The sequence below is a fragment of the Janthinobacterium sp. NFX145 genome, assembly GCF_049810325.1.
GTDB lineage: Bacteria > Pseudomonadota > Gammaproteobacteria > Burkholderiales > Burkholderiaceae_D > Janthinobacterium > Janthinobacterium rivuli.
Window position 1 is genome coordinate 4516137 of the sequence record NZ_CP187360.1, and the last position, 22330, is coordinate 4538466.

The window sequence follows — 22330 nt, forward strand, 5'->3', positions numbered from 1 at the left end:
GCTGACGGCCGGAAAAAAAAGCATGACGGCCTGCTCCCTGAATTTCTAGAATTCCCCATTTCTTGTATAGAGTCCCAAGTCAAATGGTGTTAGCGTATCACCTTGGGGGAACGGCACGCCGCTCCTCGAGATACATTGCCAAAGCTAGATATATCAATGCCGACCGTGCCATTCTTAGAAGATGCTCAGCTCGCGCCGCTAGCTCATCGAATCCTACACGATGGGAAAGGTGGTCTTCGAATATTTCGGACTTGGGGCTGTCGGCCTGAGGCAAACCGTCGATTACGACCTTCAGAGCCTTGTGCTCGAGATGATTTCGCAATGCGTCTAGTTCCTTCGCTATAGGGTCAGCCACCTCTTGAAAATTCTCATCATAGATATCCTTCGCCAGCCAGTACAATGCACGAAGCGGCAGATTCTTAGAGTCCTCAAAGATTTTCCGAACGCGCCCAACCGGTACCGCCTTCCCCTTCTTATCTTCTACCCAAAGCTTTCGAAAGCTGACCTGCTTCTCGGGAATTTCTAGCTTCCAATAGTCATTGATAAAGTATGCCAATTTATCGAGCAGCGAATATGCTAGCCGGAACGATGTTTTTACCTGCTCGACTGAGATAGAGTAGAGAGAAAAATCAGCGTTGGATACAAGCGGCAGCTCCCGGTCTGCAAAGTGCCTCCGCTCTACCGCTGTTCCTTCAAAGAGATTCAAGCGCGCGTAAGCATACTCCTGCTTGAGTTGGTTAAAAAAAGCACGGTATGTTATACCGGCTCCCTCGATTCTGTGACCAGGTAAGAGAAGCACGTCTTGTGCGGCAATCGAAAGCGGGCCGAGGTCATTCAACGGATTTAGAAATAGTTTTCGCCTCAAACACCAAGTCCGATAGGCACGTTCCCTCTTTGAATTCCCGATAGGGAATTCAGGGGGAACTTCGTTAATAGGGCCATCATAACTGCTCAGCTCACGCTCAACATTTGTAGCATGCCACCGAAAGACATCAATAGCCGCCGGGTATGTTGAGCCATCTCGACCAACACCGCCTTCAATTGCCTGTGACAACTCATTCTGAGCGGACCGCAAAAACCAATACGTGTGGCCGTCGTCAAAGAGCTGCATTCCATATCGTGCGAACCCAATGCCCAAGTTGCCGCGTGCCATACCGAGATTTCTTTGTTCATTAAGTGCATTTTCCCACTCAACTAAAGCATCAATAACTCTCCCCGCTTGGCTCAGAGAGTTTCCCAGATTGCAATATATCTGCGCTCGTCGAGGTGCCGGCAACTCGGCAAATCCTGGATGCTGAATCGCTCCTCGCAAACTGAAAATCTGTTTCACCAACTCAGGTTGCTCCCAATCCCAAGCCTGGTCGTCCGTACGCCTAATGCGCTGAAGTGATGCCCACGCATTCGACCGATGATAGAGAACTAAAGTCGCGCCAGCTTGTAAGCTTGCGTTTTCCATTCCTGCCGAGACGTCTATCGCGGCCAAGAGTACCTCTTCGTTACTTTCATCTCCTGCTGTATCGATTGCTAGACCAAGTAATATCTCCCACACTTCCATGTCGGAGCTATCCGCCATCGAACTCTTCAATGCCTGAAGATACTCCGTCGCACTTGATTCTGCCATATTGCTCCCACCGTATCGTAACGAAAGATTAGTCTATCCCACTGATGCTAACTCATTTTCGATTTGGGACGGTTGCCTTAGCCATTGTTAGGCTAGACTTCACTTCACTTCACTTCACTTCACTTCACTTCACCGACCGCTGCACACACCTCGGGTGGAAACATAACCAAACCGCCAGCGCTCTCCATGTGCGGAGAGGTATCTCGGTCGTAAATAATTGCGTCACATTGGGTACTTCGTTGCCCAAGAAGCGGCACCAAAAACCCTTCAGCTACACTAAGCCTGGCTGGCAAGAACTGCTTCAAATAGTTCTGCAGCAGTTTTTCCCTAAAGCGTCCAAACTCGCCTGCATGAGATAACTTATTTCGGTTGGTTTGACTCTCAAATAATGATAGACTTATGTCGAGATATTCATCTTTAAACACCTTGGCTTTGTACCGTGCAATCTGCGCCACCGAAGAATTAATCTAATCTCCAAGCTGGAGCTGCTGACCTTATTGAAAGTACGAATATTGCGTCATTACATTTCTCCATTTTAATTATTCCGACATCCTAATATTATGGTATTTGTGCTCCATATCATTCATCGCACACTACTCAACCTCAGCCGGCTCTCCGCAATTCTGAGGGCTGGCCGAAGTTCGGCGAAGCAAGGATTAGCGTTGGGTATCTACGGCTGCAATAACTCCTTACGGTAGATTTCGTGAATTTAATACAGGGCTGTTACCTATGTGCTATTTTTTGCAATTCTCGCTGCATTATGCTTCTTTTGAAGCCGGACTACGGTAGGACCAACTTGGCGACATTCAAGGCCATCGTGAAGAAGTACCCGGGTAAGCCCCGGGAGACTATATTGCGCGACTTGGTTGCAAGCCAGCCGGGGAATGAAGGCAAGTGGATTGCTGCTGCCAAAGATAACCACGACATAGAAGTGTCGGTCATCCATTGCGGCCGACTTGAGAACAACGACAATTCAGCTTCCTGCCCATTCAGAAGCAGAGTACATCCAGCTGCCTCTTCGTCATGGGACTACCAAATTATCCTGTAACCCGAAAATTCGGTATCGCCCAATACCAGGTTGCACTGAGTCCCAAGGCAAAATTCGATTACATCCAAGTTGGTGGACTTCTCACTATTACGACGACGTTTGGGGCAGTTAACCCCGTCGAGCGGGCACCAGTCCGAAAAGCGAATTAAGTGAAAATTGCAAATCTCGACCTTGCGAATTCTCACCATCAATCCTCCTGTAGGCGTTTGACCGAATTGGCCCGGTGACTGACCGAACTGCCGGTAACGGCAGCGTAACGAGGGGCACATTTTGGAGTGTCTCTTCACGAAGCCACATTCGCCATGTTCATATGACTTTATTCCAGCTCCCTACTCGAGTCACTTGATATATCCAGAAAATTATTCAAGTAAAGAAAGTGGGATGCCAATGCCTCATCAATTCGAAGCTTTGCGTCGCCAGCCAATTCCTCAATATTGTAGAAAGCGCGATGTAGCTTAAACGTACACGTTTTTTGTAAGAAGATTAGCAACTTCCGCAATTTACCTGGCTCAGTTGTTGCAAACCCTACCGGCACACTAACGACATCGGAGGACGGAACCTTCCAATGATACATCGCAGCTGCATACACGCCAGGCAAAATCAGAAGTTCAAACCGTCCAGCGATAGAAGGTGTGGGGCCCAACAACACATCGGTAAATCCAGCCTCCAATAATAAGCGAGCTCGTTTTTTCAATTTATCCTGATTATCGGTCTGCAAAGCACTGCTAATGGCTACAAAGTCGACTGGCTCCCCCCATTCCGTTTCCACGGTCTTTCTCAGACCTTCGACAGTTAAACGAATGAGGTCTGTCCGCCCCCATAATTCGCTGTCAGGTATCACCCAAAACATCTCATTGGGGTAAATGGTCTCCGCTGTTCCCGTACTTTTGAAGTTGCGAAGTGCGACAGCGAGAGACTCAATGACTCGTGCTTGGTTTTTTTCCAAGTAAAGTGCACCTAGGAGTGCCCGGCTGTGATTGGAATCATAAAACAGTCCATCTTTGGCTCCATGCACATCATGGATATATTCAGAAAAATTAAAATGGCTTTCTAACTGCTGGGCTGCGTCTGCGGTTGGAGTGGCGACGTTGGAGGCTTTAGAAATATTAAGAAGGTATCTTGCGAGTATCTCATCATCGAAAACACGAACAAACTCTGAAAAATGGTCCGGAAGCTGAGGTAATTTTCCAACTCTGTCAGCAGTCAACTTTACAACTTTTGACTTCAATTCCGGGGGTAATAATTCAAGCCCTTCCAACGAATACTCAACGCCGCCTTCAATATCAACGTCGAAATGAATCGGTAGCGGGACATTAAAACGCTTTCCGGCCGTAATGGCATCAATCTTATAAACGTCAAACGCACGCTTATGCTCGTCATCCTTGTCGAGTCGCTCGATTTCGTGGAAGTGACGGTGAAAAGCTTCTTGAGCATTGTCGATGGTATGACCAAAGCTCTCACCGCTCGCACTCCAATCAATGTCGAGTGTATTATCCCAATAATTTGATGAGGAAGTACGTGGAAGAGGTGAGAATGAAAGCAGTTCAAAAATCGGTCGGCTTTGGCGTTCGGCAATCTTGGTAAACCTTGGTAATCCGTCATCGCTACCGACAAAGCGAGCAACGGCATACGAAGTCAACGACAAAGTTCCCTCGGTCTCCTCTACCAGCCCTTCTCCACGAAGGATGTCGAGCAAATCTTGGGCTTCGTGTCCACGCAGCCCGAAGTAAGTTCGAAATGCGTCTACATCCATCCGGTTAGTTAACTGCAAGAGCCGAACTGCAAACTCCGTCATCACCGGCACTTGTCGTTCCACCGAGACATGGCAACGTACGAGAAACTGCTGTGCCGGAACACCAATAGCCAAAGTATTGAAACGTTCACGCATTTCCTTTTTCTCCTTTGAGTTCAAGCGACATTACCATCTGTGCAGTGCCATTCCCTTCCATTTTTGAAAATTCGTCCAATACTGTCTTCATCGGCATACCCGTACGCCCGCTCCACATTGAAGTTGAACTGACAATGACCAGACGGTCTTTGGCGCGTGACAACCCAACATTGATGCGTTCCGGCTCATGCAGAAACCCCACGCTACGTTCCGTGTCATTGCGAACCACCGAGACAATAATGATGCGATTCTCCTTACCTTGATAGCTATCAACTGTGCCCACCGTGTAAAAATCACGAATCTCACTTGCCCAATCAGCTTGGTCCAATTTCTTACGGATAAGGTCACGCTGTGACGCGTACATAGCAATAATCCCTATTGCCACCTCCGATGGTTTTAATTTTTCTCGTAACGCGAGTAGAAATTCAGGCGATTTAGCAATGTCCCGCATGACTGCAACTACTGCATTGGCCTCTATTTCATTGAACAGCGCCCCGTCGTGGGTTTCAGCTTCACTATGGAAAGCACGTCGTCCTTGGTCAGAAGTATCAACCCACACAAGCTGCTTTTGCATGTAGGCCGGAAGACCGTTGTACTCATTACCAGGTGCTGCACGTGCGACCTTTAACGCGCCTTCGTAAAAGCATTTAGAAACCAACTGGCTTATGCTGTCTGCCATACGATACTGAGAAAGAAGCGTGCGCCCCACTTGTTTTCCATACTCAGATGCGAACGCGCGCTTGAAGTTATTAAGTCGTCGAAAATCCGACCGTGACACACCCAATATTTGGGAAGTCTTTTCCTCTACCGCGATAGGATAGATTGGAGGCAGCTGCAGGTGGTCTCCGACTAAAAGGACACGCCGACCAGATTGCATAGCGACTACCAACTCCATTGGTGAAGCTCGAGCAGCCTCGTCTACAATCACCCAATCATAGGCATGGTCCACGATACCTAACGCGTGTTTTCCTATACCCACACATGTGCCGGCAACCACACTTGCACTTCGCGACAAGAACGAAGTGAAATTCGACCTTGGGTTGCGTAGGACGCTCGAAAATTCGCTCGATAATCGAACAACTTGCTCGAGTTTTTGACATTTTTCAGGACTTGGCGAGCCACTAGCGAATTCTGCATCTGCCAAGAACTTGGCGAACACATCCGGTAGGTCGTCATGGGGTGATGCGTCAAGCGAGAACTTAGCAGAGGCAATCTCGCAAAAAACTTCCTTTAGCCGATGTGCTTGCGTTAAAGAATGACCATCATCAGTCACGCCGTTTTGCGATGCGTCCTTTTCAAGGATAATTATACGTTCCAGTATGCTGCCCAATGTAACGTGCACTTCTATTGCCAAGTCCACGTACGACCGAGGCAGTCCCATGCTGTATCCGACAGCCTTCACCCGCTCTTTCAACTCCGCGTCAAAGGACTCCCGGTAGAGCTGGCGCCTCGAGTCTTCGTGGATACCGCGTAGGCGCGGCGAAACCATAGAAGGTAATCCTACGCGGACCATCGATACATCCATTTCATGAAGACCGGCTAGGTCCGCCACCTTTTCAAGCGCATTATTTACGGCCTCATGTGACTGACTGACAAGCAATATATTCTTTGCTATCCCCCTGTTCAACGCAAGATGCACGAACGAGGCAATAAATTTAGTCTTCCCGGTACCCGGTGGCCCCTGCAACAATGAAATTGGACCAACCGTCAAACAATTTAATAGTGCCTCCTCTTGCTCCGGGTTGAGTTCGTAGTCAGCAAGACTACCAAGCGCTGGCAACTCAACCCGCCTAGGAGTCAGTCCTAATTCCGGGTCAAAGTATTCGGGAATTCTTGGTATGAGCGCCCCGTTTCCAAGTACCCGTCGCATCGCTGCGACCCGCCTCTCCGAAGCATATCGCTCCTGAGCACCACGGAGATACAGAATCATATTTTCGCGAGGGGTAAAGCGCATGTTCGTCGATGAAACACGCATTAAGTCTTTGCCGATATCAGACGAAACCGCTCCCACGGTGTACCAACGCTCAGTACCTTCTAATGGGTCCGTTCCTCGCTCAATAAGTTCGATACGCTCATCTTCAGAAAAATCAAGAACCCCCTCTTCTACATCGAAGGGGAGTAACCAGTCGCCTGTGCCATCTGATGCCTTTCGAGCTCCTGGACGTACCGTAATTTTTGTCGCGTTAAGCTCGTCTGTGTTCGCCAAAGCGCTCCAAAGGTCACTAGCCGAAACTGCCCCTAATTTCGAACCAACATCCCCGTCAATTAAATACGGGTCAGAAGCGGAGCTTAATTTGACCGATTCACCGTCTTGGCTGTCCTCCTGCACAGCGACGTAGCGTGAATGCAAGGCTTCAGCCAGCGCGGCGCCCTCAACTTCCCGCCCAAACTCTAACTGAATATTTGCATGCAACTTGAACTGGGCTCGCTTGGCGCTTATCACATACGCCTCATGACCGATTTCTTTCACAAAGACATCGGACACACTTTGCGCTTGGCAGTGATATTTGATAATAAGCTGTTGTCTTAACCCACTAACAAAATACGTGGCGACATTTCTATCTGCGCTGAGTTGAACGCCAACGGGGAAGCTAGCATTGTCGCCTTCAAATGCCGACGCGGAAATCGGTTCCTGCCCCTTTCGTCTTAGCGTCACTTTGAAGGACGGACTGGACGCGGCTGCAGGAAATAGCTCAGACTGAATCGTCTCCGTCAACAAGTCAATTGGTGGCAGCGACTCAGTAAGGGCCGCAGCTCTTTGCGCCTCCCGCCGAGACCTCGGAAATTCGGTCTCGTCCAATAGAGCGAGTGCGAGCTGGGCAACAACGAAAAGGTCACGGTGCTGCGGTGCTGCGGCCTCGAGATGTGGGGGAAGGATACCAACTGTGACGCAAATATCCCCATCGGCGCTCAGGTCAGGCACATCCAGTAGGATTGCCTGCTGAGCCCCTTTTGCATCTTCCGATATCACTACATTTGCCCCCTTAAGGTCTCCGTGTGCGAGTCCAATCGCATGAAAACGGCGAACCGCATTCAATAAAGACAACGCAACCGCAGCTCGACTTCGCGGAGAAGGTTCTTTCTTGAGCCACTCACCCAGCGTATCGCCATGCTCCCACCGCGTCACCAATATAAGGCCAAAATCGCTAATGCCGAAATCAAGCACCTCGGGCGCTGCATCAAATCCAGACTGGCGCAACGACCGAGCCTGATGAAGAAATTCCAATAATCGTCCATTGCGCATCGGATGTTTTACATCGTATCGCAATGATGGCCAGCACTTAACTAGGACCTGCTCACCATTTCTCTCGGAGATGTAAACGGTCTTGCCTGGCGAAGACTGGAGCGTACTCTTCTGAGGTAAGGTGAAAATGCTGGCAGTGGTTCCGAAGGTCGAAATGTCGCCCTCAGACACAGTCGGCGCTATGGCCGTAATCAAACATGCATTGAAAGCATCCAAAGCATCCGATGCTGAGCTAAAGCGTTCCTTCGGCTCCCAGTCAAGAGCCTTTGTGTACCAGCTAAGAAGCAAAGGAAGAACCAAAGCGCGGTTATCGTCAAATAGAGGCACACTGTCAACCCGCTCCAACGCGATTCCTTCGATGAGTTCATAGAGTAGAACTCCGAGCAAAAAAACATCACGAGCAAAAGGCGCATTTCGCTCCACTGACCTTTGCTGTTTAGAGTCTTCGGGCAGTGCAATGGAACCAGTTTCCAGCTCAATTCGATGTACCCCAACTGTTCGGGTTTCAGGCGCAAAGGCTGCGGCAAACGATGAAAGGATAACTCGCGACGGCTCGACCACCCATAACGTTTTTGTGGTTATATCACGATGGGCAATACCGAGAACGTGCAACTTTGAAAACCGTGACAGCACGCTCTTAGCCAAGGAAACTCTCTCTGCGGCATCCATATCAGGACGCCGTGCCAGAAGCTCCGCAATTCGTTCGACTCTATCCGGAAGGCGATATGCCTCGACAAAATTGGTAGTCACATCGTCCGCTGTTGCGGATACGACAGGCTCGAGCAAATCCGCGTGAAGGTCCGGCGCCTGTGCGCGAAGCGCTTCGTTGAGACGCATTTCACGCAAACCGATTGTAGCCCGTTCAAGCGCCGACGTGCCACCCGCGGCAAGATTCCCAAAGTCCCATTTGCGCATGAGAGCCTTCGAACGTCTAACCTCAATGTGTTCCGCCCTGTACTCGCTCCAAATCGTCTTCGGATGAATGTAGTCTGGGGTTGTCGAAACCTGCTCAAAGCCATGAAGTACGGTTCTGCGTTGGAGAACCTGAGGGTTCTGCAGCGAGAAAAATCCATCATATTTGGCACGGTCTGGGAGTGGGTTAGCTGACGGGTACGTCATTCCAGTCGGTTTTTCGGGGAAGCGCTCTTTGTATTTAGCGGGCTTGCTGGCAGTCTCACAAAATTCATTGAGAGTTAGAACGAACTTTCGCTCCTCTTCGGGAAACTTCTGCAAGCGGCATTGCGGATGGCACAAGACAACTAAGGACTCGACGATTGGCGAAATAAGCTTCGGATGTTTGGTCCTCAATACCTCCCTCAAGACCCTAGCCTTGTTATTATTTCTTTGAACCGGCGACTTATGCCCTACGCCCTTGTGGAACCACTGGCTATTCGAATACTGAATATCCCCACTCCAGTTTTTGAGTTCAACTATTAGTATCCGATTGTTCGTTAGTACAACCAGGTCAAGGTCCAATGGAGTGAACGAACCACGCTGAATGAGTTGGAAGGCAGCATAACCAATCCAATTGGACGACAATCTTCTTTCAATCTCACGCATCGCGCCTTGCTCTACTTCCAATACGCCTTCAGAGCTCAAATAATTAATTTTCACCTGCGAGTTCCTCCGTTTTTAGCCCTGCGAATTTTTCCATCCACTACTAATACGATGCTCTATCACCTTTTAAGCCGCTCACATAGCGGCTTGAGGCTTCTGCGCAATCGGTCATCAACCTCAACGTCGCCCTGATACTCTCGCGTAGTTGAATATGTCGTTTCTCCACGCTCTGGAAAAGTCGTTCCCAAGAATTATTGAAGGACGTTCGCCCTCCTCTAAACGCTCCAGGGCTTCAATGTACGTCAGCGTAGTGTCTACCAAGAGAAAATTTCATCGCCCCGAAAAAGTAAAACTCTCAGCATACCTAGACCAACTTCAAAAAATACTCATCTCGTGAACTCTCTTCGAATTCGCTATGGCTGTAGTCTCTTCGATATCTAGTGAGGGTACAGTGGTGGCCAAGCAGTTCTCCATGACGAACCAGTGAATGCAAAGCATCGCGTTGAAGCGTCAGCACTGTGCCGCAGCCAGGCCCCTTCAGGCTCCAGTAGACAGGGGACCACTCAGTATTCCAGTACGAGACGTCCCCGAGGTGACCATCAGCGGAGATTATCGAAAGCCCACCATCTTCGGCGATAACAAAAAACTCTTTTTCCTCATCATAGGAAACAGGTAAATAGACACCTCGCTGAAACACCTCGCGATGTAGGTACGCGTATGGGATTACCATAAAGGGGGCCGCAAGTCTTCTCGCACGAGCTCTTAATACAGCCTCAGGACGACGGTCGCAGCGATAGCCCCCCTCATCGGCGACGAGATTCGCCACCAGCAATTGGCTGAACTCATTATCGGACGGTAAGTGTGCAAGTACCTCATCAACATTCATTTCGCGTTGATGGGCGCAGAGGGCAATCTCGATTGAAACAAACTCGTTCTCTGATAAATGAACCGGCACGTTCAGCGCTCCAAGCACCAGCTCGGCCGCACCGGCGAGAGAAACGATTTCCTCGAATATTTCAGCGGGAACTAACGACTCATTTTGAGAGAACATCTTCAGAGCAGTTGACCAAAAATCAGGCTGTCTTGGCTGGATTCCCATGAATAATGGAGCAAGCGGAAGTGCACAACGGCTCCAATCGAGTGATTTCTCGTCAGGGAATCCGCCTACTTGGCAGGCAACGGAGATGGCACGCAAATACGCGGCTCTAGCAATCTGAGTTGCGTTCGTTAACATCGAGCCGCTCATCTGTCCTCGTTCTGCACCGATAAAGAACTGAATACTACTGTCATAGTGAACGATTTCTGCGAGACGCATGGCTTCGAAATTCGCCTGATGTATCACGGGGAAAGGAATCGCACCTTGAAGACGCTTTAAGTCATCAAAAATCGTTCCAGAAAGGCAATCTACTTTAAAGAAATCACGACTAGCGCGGCCCCCCTGCGGCGCAACGAGAATTGGACGGTGCGAGTAGCGGAGTTCTAGCATGTCGCACAGCTCCGCACCGAAAGTTGCACCGACGTCACCAACATCAAATTCGTGTGAAAATTCAAAGCCTTCAACACGAGCCAAACACAGCATCCCTAGAATCTCGATGAGCTCTGTGTCGAGCTTAATGGTTTTTAAATGGGCGTGCAATCCGGCCTCTACGACACTTCGTGTCTCGTCGGACACAAGCAGCCCAGCAAGTTCCTGGATGCCCCAAAGACGAGTCGTCCCAACGCACGATTTTAAGCGTGCAATGAGCAGCTGCAATGGAAGCTCCGCATCTGACGGTGGCAAGGCAAGGGACCACTCTGGCCGAGGCAGACTAAACATTTTCGTCTCGTCTTTCAAGCTAGTTACCATGCGCGCCAAATACGCCTTTGCCAAATCAACTTGCTTCGCGTGTACTAGGAAATAAATCAAATGAGCACCAGGAATCGTATAACTTGGTACAACCACTTCTCTGTACATTTTTTCTTGTCTGGTGCAGCTCTCAGTAACGAATTCCAGAGCCCGCTCTGGATAGGTCTCGGCCACTTTCTTCAATCGCATTCTGGACACTTCAGGTGACTCGGTCATCGCCCAGTTTGACCACCCTCCATTTTCCACATGAGCCAAAACCGCGATACGGAATGCCTTATCGGGTCCAAACAAATTCCACGTACTGTCGAACAACTGGTCAAGCACATACCGCACATCCGCATCGTAGTCATATTGATTTACATATTTATGGAGGGAATTTACCAGATTGATATGGTCCACCTTCATCCAGTACTGATACCAGGACTTTAGGCTTTCACGTTCAAAGTAATGCCCCGACTCACGCATATCTTTCAAGAGCTTCGAAAATTCCAACGGAGGATATTGCTTAAAGTCTCCCTCAAATTTTTTACTCTCAGAAGACGTGTAGTTATCTGCCTTTTCGATGGTCAAGTCGATACCAAGAAAATCTAGCGACGCTCGATAAATAGGATGAGGTACCTGTCCATCCTTTTGCGCCCGCCAAGACCTTGGCATCTCATTTTCAGTCAAACCAGTGCGTGCCAGCGCCGCAGTAAACGGAGACTCGCTGTCGATATTTTTCAAGCCCTCGCGAATCGTTTCTTGCGCTTCGTACCAATCCCCTCGCTCGAGATGGTACCTATATTTTTCCGCCAACAACGATGGACTAGCTTCACGCAACGCTTCAGCAACGTATCGATGAACATTATTAGTCTCATCGCCATCGGTGAAGGTCGTGACTTTTTCGGTCACCCCCGACACTGACAAGAGCTGCTCAGCCGCGAACCCCTTATCTGCAAACGCCATGTACTCAATGGCCTTCAGCAGCTCCAATATCGAGGGGTCTTTATGTTTCCCGTATCCAAGCACAAGCTCCCAAATTCTGTGACAAAGTTTCCGAACGTCGTCCCGACTACGCTGAATAAAACACAGCTGCGCAAGCTCCATTAGGGCCTCAATCATTTCCCCAATTTCCTGATTAGCTGATTGAACATTCGCAAGCTGGGAACTAACTACGTCACCCAATAACTCTGGCTCAAGCAACCGGATGTGCATGTCCGCCGCGTCTGCCATGAGACAGCCAACAGAAAAGTGCTGGCTCTCTTTCGCGCGTGAAATCGAACGCAGAGAAATCAGTCCGGTGACACCTCGTGCCATACAAAATACCTGAAGCTTCATTGCGATTTCATGGAGCGCTCGCTTAACTCGCTGATAGCGCTCCATGCTCTTATAGTCTCGTCCCAAAAAGATGGGGACATGCTTGGTCCGCTCGAAGATAAACTCATAATCTAAGCGTCCCCCAGACTTCAAGATAGCCGCTGCGGCCTGAGCTGCCCGCTCTATCACCGACTGAAATCTCAGCATCTCATGGTCGCCGTGCGAACCTGATGGAGACAAAACGCTGACTGTCACCGTCGGAAGTAGGTGAAGAGCGAGCGAGGTGAAGAATGAGTAAATGAGCAGGCCACCAAACCCATCCTCGAACTGCACGTTATCTTTCCAATCTGTGGGTGCGTTTGGAAGCGCGTCTCGGTTAAAGATTCGGTTGCATCCCCTCTCTTCCAGTGCTAGATGAAGAACTGCTATCTCGCTAGCCCAAAACAGACGGCTCTCGGGCCACGCCGAAAGGTTTGCTGAAGTCTCAACTGCGACTTCCAATATCGACCTTTCGATAAGTTCAGCAGCCTCTCGCGTTGATGCGTGGCCGTGAAGGGTGAACAGTGCGCTTAAGTCCAAGGCCTGAACGAGTCCTCTCAATACTGCCGATAGGAGTTCGCTAGACTCATTATCCAGAACCTCAGGCTCAGTGAAATATTCAATCCTGAGAGCGCCGGACGCGGCTAAACGCTCAATAAGAAACTGGAAGTCTTGGTCGGCCTGTGAACTGTGCTGCCCGTTCTTGAAGCGATACTCGGATTGAAATCTATTGATGGCACGCCTTGCCATTTTGCTCGCACGCGGGTCTTGGTTAAAACTCAACGCAAGACTTAGGCTACCCTGGCGCATCGGTGAAAGCAGTGCCGCATTTGCGATTATCTCATCGTGAAGACTCTCCTCAACAGAGACTGCCCAGCACATTGCACGGAGCAGCTGCATATCATTTATTTGAAATTGAGGGCCTTGATTTACCCGATGCTTGATGGACCTTAGCCGGTAAGCTTCCGCAAGCTCGCCATCGTCGAACATGTACTGCTCGGCCTCTCGAAGCAGACGCTCGATGGTGGCCGCTGGGTAACCTTCAACAAGGCGCTCCAAGACCCACTCGCGACTTAACGTCTGCGCTAGCTGGGCATGGTCCCCCCGCTTGGCTCGCAGCGAGTAGAGCCAACTGTTACGAATGACTGCTGGCGCCGAAGACGCAAGCCATTCCTCAACTTTAGGCAAAAGGCTCGCAATTCGTTCATTGTGCTCCGTCTTGCCTGTAACAAAAACTGCCAAGCTCTCATGAAACGGTCGATAACCCACCGCACACTCGAACAAGAGGTGCGTGATGCCATCGGTGCTTACCACTGCATGGTTGTTTGAAATCACCACGAATGCGTCTACTGGCCAATAGAAGGGCAGCTCACAAATCAAATGTAGGGAATCCTGCTGAGGCCTGCTGAGCTTCAACCAAAGTTCTTCATAGTACTTCCGAATGTCATTGTCAGGACAAGCTGGCAAATTTGGAATGAGATACTCACGAGGCGGATTGCTCCTCCGAAGCAAATCCTCAACCGAAAAAATGAGGTGAAGCGGGTGACCTCCTGTACGCATGTGTAATGCGACACTACAAGCGCGCAACTCCTCAGACTGTCTGATGTTTTTACTGCGCATCCACCTGCGAGACCGAACCAGTGAAACCACATATGCAAGGATGGACTCGACAGACATCAGAGGCAATTCGCTCCACTTGTCCCTCGACCACGATGCCAACAACCTCGAGGGCAACTGCTCGTCAACAACAGGTTGCGTGCCAATAATCAAATGAGTGTTAGCGGGAACCGGAATTAGCTGTTCGAAGAGCTCGTTTAATGGTCGCACGTCTTTCTGGCGTCGCCATACATGGTCGAGACCATCGATAATGATGACCAAGGGGACACCGAGTTTTCGAAACTCCTCAGCGCACTCGGTGATTTCACGCCGCAACTCCTCATGACGGGTACTTGCATGGCCTGAATCGCGAAGGTGAGCTATCTGTGCGAGCAGCGAATTAGCAACCGCGTACAACCGCATCCGGTCAGTTGACCTATCTGTCGTCGACAAAAAATAATGATGCCGTATTACGGGGATAGCCTTCTCATCCAATGTGTGCGTCAGGTAGCTGAGGTAGGTGCTCTTGCCACGACCTGGTGCGCCCCAAAGCACATGAAGGTTTTCGTCACTATCGGACTTGGAGAGCTTGTCGAGCAGGTCGCTATGGAACGTGGCATCCGGAGGTCGGTATCCTGTCGGGACCTCAAACTCCTGCGAAATTGGCTCCGGACGAAGAGTGGACAATACTGACCGCACTACATCTAGCGTAATGTCCCCATTAGGAGCAGGTAAATTTTCATGCGTAGCCCATAAGGAGGACTCGTGAAATAACCTATGAAAAGAGCCCTCGTCATACCCCTGTCGAATTAGCTCGCCCCTCAATATTCCAGGTAGTGCCAAGTAGTCTATGTTGCTGTGCTCAATCTCAAGAGCGTCGAAAATCCGGCGCGCTGCAGACTCATCACCGAGTTGAGACACGACCTCTCGCTGGCGTTCCGCTGACAGCGCATCGAAATCAACTTTTGCGCCTTCAAGACATCTCCCGAACTCTTCGTCCGGCTCCCGGTTGGTAATTAGCCGAACTCGGCCAACGTTCGTCGGGTCTACGGAGTTCAGAGCGTCGGCCCACTTCATCATCAACGACCTAGGTATCTTTGTCGATGGCAGGACAAGAAGCCAGTCCCACGATAATTTGTGGTCGTCGCTATTTACTGTGAATTTCACCTGAGCGTAATCTAGCTTCCCATCACTGCGCCAAGCCACAATGTCGTCCAGACCCTGCGGCGCCGAATCTTTGTCATTACACTCGAACCGCATCCTCAAAAATCGAGAAGGGTTCGCAAGCCAGTCGACTAACCAATAGATGCCTTGATACGTCTGATAGTTGTAGCCAGTGTAAGGAATTGCGGAGGTCTTGACTTTATTCATCTGCGAAGGTCGGTGTCCTGAGCGGATACTCAACGGGGAACTAAAGGTAATTGTCGACGATACTCTTTGGATGAAAAAAATACAACCTATCAATTATGCTTCCTGAGCAAACAAACAGTGTTGACATCAAACTTTCCGTATGGCATCATTAATTCCTCATTCCAGTCCTGAGAATGTAGCGAGTAGTAAAGCAGTACCGACAGTATTGGTAGTGCTAGTAGATTTAGTGGTATTAGCAGTATTGCTTCACAAAATTCACCTTCCGGAGAGTTCCTTCTCTCCGCGACATTAAAGCCTTTTTTTAGCGGGAGCCTACGGCTTCGCTTGGCTTAAAATTAATCAAATTATTGCTTCTTTAACAATTTAAGACGTAACGCAAACCGCCAGCCGAATCGGCGCGCGTTACACCACCACGCTTTGCGTTCGCCTTCCACCTGGCCAACGCCTGAGGCACCCTATTACCTAAAAATTTAAGAACAAACAAAGGAACAACAATATGAACGCAAATCAAATCAAACTGGGCATGTCCCGAAACTCTAAGAACGCTTTGGTCGCCAACGTGTACGTCAATGAAAAAGAAGTATTTGCTACCTCGAAGGGTCACCAACTGGGCTGCGCCCTGCATGCGATGGGCATCGATGGACTTGAGCCATCGAATGAACAAGAAACCTTCTTAGGTCACAAGTTCGGCAATAGCATCAAAGAACGAGCCTTCTTCGGCAGCCTGCTTGGTGGGCTTATGCTGGCGAAGCTTTCTGGCGGAGAAAATGACCCGCAATATCACTTAATCCGCAGCCTGCTTCCACAGCATCTGGTAGCCGAACCAAAAAACACAGCTCCCGAATGCCCAGAGGAGTCCATCGAGTACTTTAAGAAATTCATCTACTACCCTTTCGTTTGAGTAGTACATCACGCAAAACACCGGCCGCAGATAGCGGCTTTTTTACGCCTATAACTGGCCAGTGGCCCATCAAGGGGCTGCTTAGCATCACTCCTGCCAGTTGCGGATATATCAAGCACTGAGGCAATTTTAAAGTGTACCTACACTTTACAGGACATCAAAATTCACTCGTCCCAACAATACCAATATTGCATATTGCCAAATTTCCCTTGGTCAACATAGACCAAAAATAACTAACTGAGGTCATTATGAGTAACAAACAAATCAGAATTGCAGTGCGCGCGGCGAACTGTCTTTCCAAAGATATTTCTGGAAACTTCCTTGCAGGTCAAGAAATGCGCGTAGTAGAGTATCTGAAAATGCTGCGTTCAGTGTTGGATGGACTGCAAGAGAAACTGGAGGCCGGCAGTGATTTCAAAGCCGAGCAAAAGCTGGAAGCAATCATGGTGGCTGGGGATGCCCAATTAGATAAAATGACACCTTTCGATGATGACCTTATGGAATCTTCTTTGGAAAAATGGAAAAAAAAAGGTATCACTGTAGACATGCTACTTGGACCACAAACTTAATAGCTGAGTATTAATTTATTCCAAGAACCCGCTCAGACCGAACTATGGTCTGGCGGGTTTCTTTTTTAAGACAGTACAAGCTCGAGTGGGCGCCGCACGGCTAGAAGATGGAATCAAGCTTCAACGGCTGATAGCGTTGCCATGGACAAACGGTCAATACAACCCTGTTGACCAGCCAACAACAGCCTCGACAACACCTTCAACTCGCATACATGCGGCTTCTAACGCATTGCCGCAAGCACTCGAACGGGCTGGGTACCCCTCCTTAGCCTCCACTCCCCATATATATAGACGTTGCTATACAAGAGGTAACAGAACAACCTCTGTCCACGTAGATAAGCGAGCAGCCGGCACATCTATGTGCAAAAAACTTCTTTTGTGAGCAATGAAAAATGAACCCCAAACCATCCAGCAACTCGAACGGCATCCGCATTTGCGTCTACAAATCAGACAGAACAAAATGGACAACTGTCTTCGCTAGCAAAGCGTACCTGGAGAACGCACTAGCAATCTGTGGCAATGATATCGGCGCAGTTACGCATCAGGCCCGTTACGCCAGCTTAACCTGTGTGCGGAAGGCCGGCGAAACCTGGACGCAGACGGTTCTCAGCGGGACTCGCCGGTTGTTGATTGCAGAAGCAAAGAAACTCGCTATGAAAAATCAGCAATCGGGTGCAGCAGCTGCTATCAAAAGTGAGGCGGATACACTTTCTAAGCTTGCAGCTGAAAATAACGCCACCTGGGAGCAGATTCTTGCTGAAACCCACGGGAACGTACGATGAAGCTTATAAAAGCAGCACATTCCCGCTTGTAGCCAATTCTCTAGTCACTTGAGCCGTACCGCAATGAGGCTAGCCAGTGCGCTAAAAGTTGCTTACTTAGCGTGCTCTTCGTATACTTTAAAAGCAGTTTTTGCTAGCTCAGCAGGATTATCGACTGGCTTAGTTAACGAGGCAATTTCTGGAAAATTAGGATTACAAAACATTTTATGGTACTCAGCCCCCCGTGTTTCAGGAACAATCTTCATTAAATCCCCTGGCTGGTTCGTCGCCGAAATACCATCTCCGCTAGAATTAAAAGAAGCGCTACTCAATGCTTGAATCGTTCTTTTAGAACAATTTGCTTCCCACAATGTCATTCTATAGCTAGCTTCTCCTGGTCGAATGAATTTTTGATTGGATACTTCTTTCACCCAAACACTAACCATTTTTCCTTTTTTCTCTATGGTTTCTTCATCAAGAAAAAATACCTTTTCCTTATATCCAAACTCCAACATAAAACGCAGCTTCTCTGCCTTTACAATGCCTGATGAAAACACAAAAACCAATACGAATATAATTTTTCGCATAAAATATTCCAATAAATATATTTAAAATTCTGTACCAAATAAAAATAGGTCCAAGATAGGTGGCAAGTTTAACTAAGGCTAACTCAGCGAAGTGCTTTACCTTTTTCGTCGTACATCTGGGTGTACTTGAAGCCATACTCTTTTGCACTGACTGGATATAAAGTTCCTGTTTCACCAAAACCACGGTGCTTGCCAATACGAGGTTGACGGTCCAAGCACGAGTCGTACTCAGGGTCTCCGTACTTGCATAAAATACGAACAACAATATTGCCTTCACCGGTTTTAGCAAAGTCTTTGTTTACTTCCCAAGTGCCTGTCTGACGAATTTCAACAATGTCAAATGTATGCAACTTGGGTAGGTGGTCCGGGACGATTGCAGAGGTCGGCCAGACTTTGTCACCCGAGGCCATCCAACCCGCATAAGCCGGGTGGCGAGTGTTCACACGCACGACACGCATCGAGTATTCGGGGTCGCCTTTGTTCACACCCATCGCAACCAGTTGATTCTTGGCTGCGTATGACATGGCACCAGCCCATTCCTCGTCAAACGTGACGCCACCTGCGATGTTGCGACCGCGCATGGCAGGCTCCAGCTCCATGCCCATATTCAGGGTTTTATTGATAGCAACGATTGCTGAAGACTGGCAGCCTGCCAGCAAAGCCAGAGCAATGGCTGGGAACAAAAGACTAATCACATTTTTCATCGAGCCCCTCTAATTTTATTCGTTAACAGCTTATCTATTCAAATACCTTGCCAGGTTGCAAATGCTGCTTTGCGAGCAGCGGTATTAATGACCAACTCGAGGTATATTTTTTCCTCAACCGCTGAGATGGTTGGATATACGACCGTAGTGAATTTTTTCTCACTCGATGCACTGGACACTCCGCGCAAACCAATAATCATGTCACGCGTTACCTGTTGAACATAACGAGAAATATCAGGCTTCCGGTCAGCCGATAATTTATCAATGACTATATCAATATCATCACGAATACCATTTTGATTGGCATCGGGGCCAAGTAGCTCTTGTTCAGCAACCGTGAGATTTCCAAGTACAGGATGATTGATGACAACAGGTACCTGACCGCGAATGTAGTCGTCACCAGTAGCAGAACAACCGCTTAGAATTGCGATGGCAAGCAATGCCATCAAGTTGATTTTCAACACTTTTCCTTTCGTTTGACCGAAATAAAAATTCTGTGAGTGTGAATGGTATTCCCTGCCGGCAGCGTCGTTTTTATTCGAATATTGCCTTATTTACACTACTTCAATCCGGCGCCAAAAATACTGCAGCAAAGTCGATTAGCCACGGCCGAGCTTGTCCACAGCCGGTAACGGCCCTAATTCCGGCTGACCTTCAACATGCACACCTGGTGCGCCGGCTGCACTTTCGATAGCGCGCACAGTGTCAACAATAGTTTTATTGACCCAAGCTTCCGGAGTTCCAACCAACGCGTCAGCGCCGCTTTGGAGCAAACCATTTAAACCGCCACTGGTCTTGGAAAATACGGCATACATGTCCAAGTTGTAGCCAGCGCGATAACGGTAGAGACAGCTATATAGCGTGAGATTGCTGGAGCCAGAGATGTTTCTGACGGCTTTCGATGTCCAGACCGCGCCGTCGCACTTCGCAACCTTCATTGCCGACCCACCGTTTTGAGCAGCAGCAATTTGCATCAGCGCTCCCATTCCACCGCCCATCGCGCTGGCCATGTCGACCAAAACGAATTTTCCAGGCTCCGCTGGTACGGAATTACCAATCTGCAGCGGTGTCGAGCTCTGCACACTGTTCGTGTTTTGAGCAAGACCATTGGCCGCTGCGCGAGACACAGTGGCGACATCGGACTGCGTTTTGAAATCGAAGACGTGATAAATCTCGACTACCTCTTGGCGATTAGCCAGGCTTTGGTTGACTGTGTTACAGCCGCTGAGCAGGGCAACACCAGCAACGGTGGCCAGAATAATTTTTTTTGTCATTCTATTTCCAGAGAGTTCGGTCATTACACGGCAGACGCGGGGTTCAAAAACAGGCGCTATACCGCCTAATTGACGTTAGTTTTAAAAAAACAATTATTTTCCATGTGGCAACATATTGTAGATTTAAAACCAGTAGAAGTAAATAGAGTAGAGTTCTTGGCTGTAGATATAAAGCAAGTATTGCTTGACCCTTCGTCTCATGAACGAACCGTCATCCTCATTAGAACGCCGCACTTTTCGACAGCGATGTGCCGCAGAGCTAAAGTCCAAGCGCGAGACGGCAGCGCTATCGCAGGAGAGCCTTGCAGAACGCGCAGGATTTCATCGCAGCTATGTGAGCCAAGTAGAACGTGCGGTACAGAATATGTCACTCGACAACTTGGAGCGGCTACACCTGGCACTTAACCTGACGCAGCTGAGCGGCGAAATAAAATCGCTGAGAATGAGGTTTGCCGCTAATATGAAGCGCGAGCGGGTTAGCCAGGGGCTATCGCAGGAAAAGCTTGCGGAACTGGCTGGACTGCATAGAACATATGTGAGTCAGGTCGAGCGAGGTGTTACATCTATCTCGCTCGACAATGTGGAGAAGTTGGCAGCAGCGCTGGGGCGGGACGAAGAATCCTTGCTAGACACCCACATGAATGTGTAGGCACTGAACAATCACTGCGCATCTTTGTGGTGTACTAGATGGCAGATTTACAAAGCAAGAGCGGCATTCGCTCCAGTACCGACAGAAGCCCTGCATTGCAGGGCTCTCAACTACATCAACGCCGCCATATTGATTGCAGCCTCTTCAAATTCCTGACAGAAAGAGGCTGCTCCCAACTCGCGCCCCACTCCAGTTGATTCGGCTGCGGCTTTGCATCCCGGTTCGCTTCAAGCTAGACCTGCAGCAGGTCTGTCATTCGTACGAAAAGAGCAAGCGGCGCCATCTTGCGTGGAAATGACGCCGCTCGCTCCTAATGCATTTACGCTGCCAAAACAATCTCTAGAGAAGCTAAAAATTCTCCCATATCACCGCTCATGCCGCGGTGCCAAAGCTGCTCCAGCACGTCGGCCAAGGTCACTTGTTGAACCGAAGTAAGCCCGCGGAGAGTGTTGATGAGCGGGCCGATACCACTGGACTTATACGCATCGAGTTCAATGCCCAAGTCATCGCAGACGTTGGTTGCAATCTTACTCAACTGGTCCGGCGAGAACAAATCACCCTGAAAGCAGTTTAGCAACACGATGACGTCCTGCTTAGTGAACAACCCACTGAGAGATGGGCGCGTTTCTCGCAACAGCCATTCAAGACGCCCAGCCGCGAACAGTGCGACCTCCTGGGAGTTGAGGCAAGCACCATTGTCCGCATGCTCACGAAGATAGCTTGTCATGTAGTACTGCGAGGAAGTCCATCCCTGCTGGGTTCCGAACGGCAGATGCTCCGCCTCCGCAATATCAGTAAATCTTGCGATAGTTGCTTCGACAGTGTTCAGTTGATTGTTTTCCATGAAATACCCCTTAGGTAAAATGAGCGCCAGCCGACGATTCGACCAACTACTCCGTGTAGCTCAATAATTTATATTCGGTAAGAGAAAAGCTCTGGTGAACAGTAATCAAAGCAGATTCCCATATGCTTTAACTACCTCAGCATTTTTTTGGCGACACGAATCCAATGGCATTTAAATGCCAATTAAGAAATCGTGTAAAGAGCACTAAGACGAATGAGGGCGAACGAAACGCCTCCGCAACTGGAAATAAGAACTACGGAAACGTGGTAAACCGCGGCTGACGACAGATGTGAAAAATGACGCAGTTATGCCGTAAGGAAGTAAAAAATGTATTATTTTTGGAAATTTTATTGGCAACAATGAATGCATGACAGCCCTCCTTGTAGAAACGTTATTGAACTCAAATAGAGTGTAATAACGTCAAGGGGGCATGCGTTGCCAAGACGGTGCTTCGATTAATACATGGACTTACAAAATTCTTTCACCATAAGAGTTCGCACTCTTTGCAGCGGCAGGTCATTAATCGCTTTCGCAG

General features: G+C 49.1%; 14 protein-coding genes. 4 read left to right on the forward strand and 10 right to left on the reverse strand.

From position 1 onward, the window contains the following. Positions 1 to 97: 97 nt before the first annotated feature. The 5 genes from ACPJXG_RS20185 to ACPJXG_RS20205 form a co-directional block, all read right to left on the reverse strand. Positions 98 to 1621: an LA2681 family HEPN domain-containing protein gene (locus tag ACPJXG_RS20185; RefSeq protein ID WP_425252131.1), complete on the reverse strand. Its 1524-nt coding sequence runs from the start codon at positions 1619 to 1621 to the stop codon at positions 98 to 100. A gap of 119 nt (positions 1622 to 1740) precedes the next feature. After that, positions 1741 to 2076, reverse strand: coding sequence for a DUF6602 domain-containing protein (locus ACPJXG_RS20190; protein ID WP_425252132.1), 336 nt, complete (start codon positions 2074 to 2076; stop codon positions 1741 to 1743). Between the two features lie 909 nt (positions 2077 to 2985). Further along, positions 2986 to 4557: a hypothetical protein gene (locus ACPJXG_RS20195; RefSeq protein WP_425252133.1), complete on the reverse strand. Its 1572-nt coding sequence runs from the start codon at positions 4555 to 4557 to the stop codon at positions 2986 to 2988. Next, positions 4550 to 9415, reverse strand: a complete 4866-nt coding sequence (locus ACPJXG_RS20200) for an AAA domain-containing protein (RefSeq protein ID WP_425252134.1) — start codon at positions 9413 to 9415, stop codon at positions 4550 to 4552. Before ACPJXG_RS20200 ends, ACPJXG_RS20195 begins: the two co-directional genes overlap by 8 nt. Positions 9416 to 9722: 307 nt before the next feature. Next, positions 9723 to 15506 (reverse strand): NACHT domain-containing protein, encoded by a 5784-nt coding sequence (locus ACPJXG_RS20205; RefSeq protein ID WP_425252135.1) that lies wholly within the window; start codon positions 15504 to 15506, stop codon positions 9723 to 9725. A gap of 496 nt (positions 15507 to 16002) precedes the next feature. On the opposite strand from ACPJXG_RS20205, the gene ACPJXG_RS20210 reads away from it, so the two are divergent. The 3 genes from ACPJXG_RS20210 (at position 16003) to ACPJXG_RS20220 (ending at position 17758) form a co-directional block, all read left to right on the forward strand. Next, entirely contained in the window at positions 16003 to 16407 is a 405-nt protein-coding gene (locus ACPJXG_RS20210; protein ID WP_425252136.1) for a hypothetical protein, read from the forward strand. A gap of 248 nt (positions 16408 to 16655) precedes the next feature. Beyond that, positions 16656 to 16976: a hypothetical protein gene (locus ACPJXG_RS20215; RefSeq protein ID WP_425252137.1), complete on the forward strand. Its 321-nt coding sequence runs from the start codon at positions 16656 to 16658 to the stop codon at positions 16974 to 16976. 392 nt (positions 16977 to 17368) lie between these two features. Then, positions 17369 to 17758: a hypothetical protein gene (locus ACPJXG_RS20220; protein ID WP_425252138.1), complete on the forward strand. Its 390-nt coding sequence runs from the start codon at positions 17369 to 17371 to the stop codon at positions 17756 to 17758. Positions 17759 to 17850: 92 nt separating this feature from the next. On the opposite strand, the gene ACPJXG_RS20225 is transcribed toward ACPJXG_RS20220, so the two are convergent. From ACPJXG_RS20225 to ACPJXG_RS20240, 4 genes are all read right to left on the reverse strand, one after another. After that, positions 17851 to 18324: a surface-adhesin E family protein gene (locus ACPJXG_RS20225; RefSeq protein ID WP_425252139.1), complete on the reverse strand. Its 474-nt coding sequence runs from the start codon at positions 18322 to 18324 to the stop codon at positions 17851 to 17853. 83 nt (positions 18325 to 18407) lie between these two features. Then, positions 18408 to 19028, reverse strand: a complete 621-nt coding sequence (locus ACPJXG_RS20230) for a hypothetical protein (RefSeq protein ID WP_425252140.1) — start codon at positions 19026 to 19028, stop codon at positions 18408 to 18410. 38 nt (positions 19029 to 19066) lie between these two features. Next, the gene (locus ACPJXG_RS20235; protein ID WP_425252141.1) at positions 19067 to 19489 is read right to left on the reverse strand and encodes a hypothetical protein; all 423 of its coding nucleotides are present in this window, start codon (positions 19487 to 19489) and stop codon (positions 19067 to 19069) included. Positions 19490 to 19627: 138 nt separating this feature from the next. Beyond that, positions 19628 to 20326: a hypothetical protein gene (locus ACPJXG_RS20240; protein WP_425252142.1), complete on the reverse strand. Its 699-nt coding sequence runs from the start codon at positions 20324 to 20326 to the stop codon at positions 19628 to 19630. 160 nt (positions 20327 to 20486) lie between these two features. Between ACPJXG_RS20240 and ACPJXG_RS20245 the strand changes: the two genes are divergently transcribed. Next, the gene (locus ACPJXG_RS20245; RefSeq protein ID WP_425252143.1) at positions 20487 to 20951 is read left to right on the forward strand and encodes a helix-turn-helix domain-containing protein; all 465 of its coding nucleotides are present in this window, start codon (positions 20487 to 20489) and stop codon (positions 20949 to 20951) included. A gap of 319 nt (positions 20952 to 21270) precedes the next feature. Here the strand turns inward: ACPJXG_RS20245 and ACPJXG_RS20250 are convergent, their stop codons facing one another. Beyond that, the gene (locus ACPJXG_RS20250) at positions 21271 to 21795 is read right to left on the reverse strand and encodes a hypothetical protein (RefSeq protein WP_425252144.1); all 525 of its coding nucleotides are present in this window, start codon (positions 21793 to 21795) and stop codon (positions 21271 to 21273) included. Positions 21796 to 22330: the final 535 nt, after the last annotated feature.

What these genes read in the sequence shown, in the direction of transcription:
- ACPJXG_RS20250 (WP_425252144.1), bottom strand. Translation starts at nt 21,795, where the DNA reads ATGGAAAACAATCAACTGAACACTGTCGAAGCAACTATCGCAAGATTT.
- ACPJXG_RS20205 (WP_425252135.1), bottom strand. Translation starts at nt 15,506, where the DNA reads ATGAATAAAGTCAAGACCTCCGCAATTCCTTACACTGGCTACAACTAT.
- ACPJXG_RS20185 (WP_425252131.1), bottom strand. Translation starts at nt 1,621, where the DNA reads ATGGCAGAATCAAGTGCGACGGAGTATCTTCAGGCATTGAAGAGTTCG.
- ACPJXG_RS20230 (WP_425252140.1), bottom strand. Translation starts at nt 19,028, where the DNA reads ATGAAAAATGTGATTAGTCTTTTGTTCCCAGCCATTGCTCTGGCTTTG.
- ACPJXG_RS20240 (WP_425252142.1), bottom strand. Translation starts at nt 20,326, where the DNA reads ATGACCGAACTCTCTGGAAATAGAATGACAAAAAAAATTATTCTGGCC.
- ACPJXG_RS20210 (WP_425252136.1), top strand. Translation starts at nt 16,003, where the DNA reads ATGAACGCAAATCAAATCAAACTGGGCATGTCCCGAAACTCTAAGAAC.
- ACPJXG_RS20215 (WP_425252137.1), top strand. Translation starts at nt 16,656, where the DNA reads ATGAGTAACAAACAAATCAGAATTGCAGTGCGCGCGGCGAACTGTCTT.
- ACPJXG_RS20220 (WP_425252138.1), top strand. Translation starts at nt 17,369, where the DNA reads ATGAACCCCAAACCATCCAGCAACTCGAACGGCATCCGCATTTGCGTC.
- ACPJXG_RS20195 (WP_425252133.1), bottom strand. Translation starts at nt 4,557, where the DNA reads ATGCGTGAACGTTTCAATACTTTGGCTATTGGTGTTCCGGCACAGCAG.
- ACPJXG_RS20225 (WP_425252139.1), bottom strand. Translation starts at nt 18,324, where the DNA reads ATGCGAAAAATTATATTCGTATTGGTTTTTGTGTTTTCATCAGGCATT.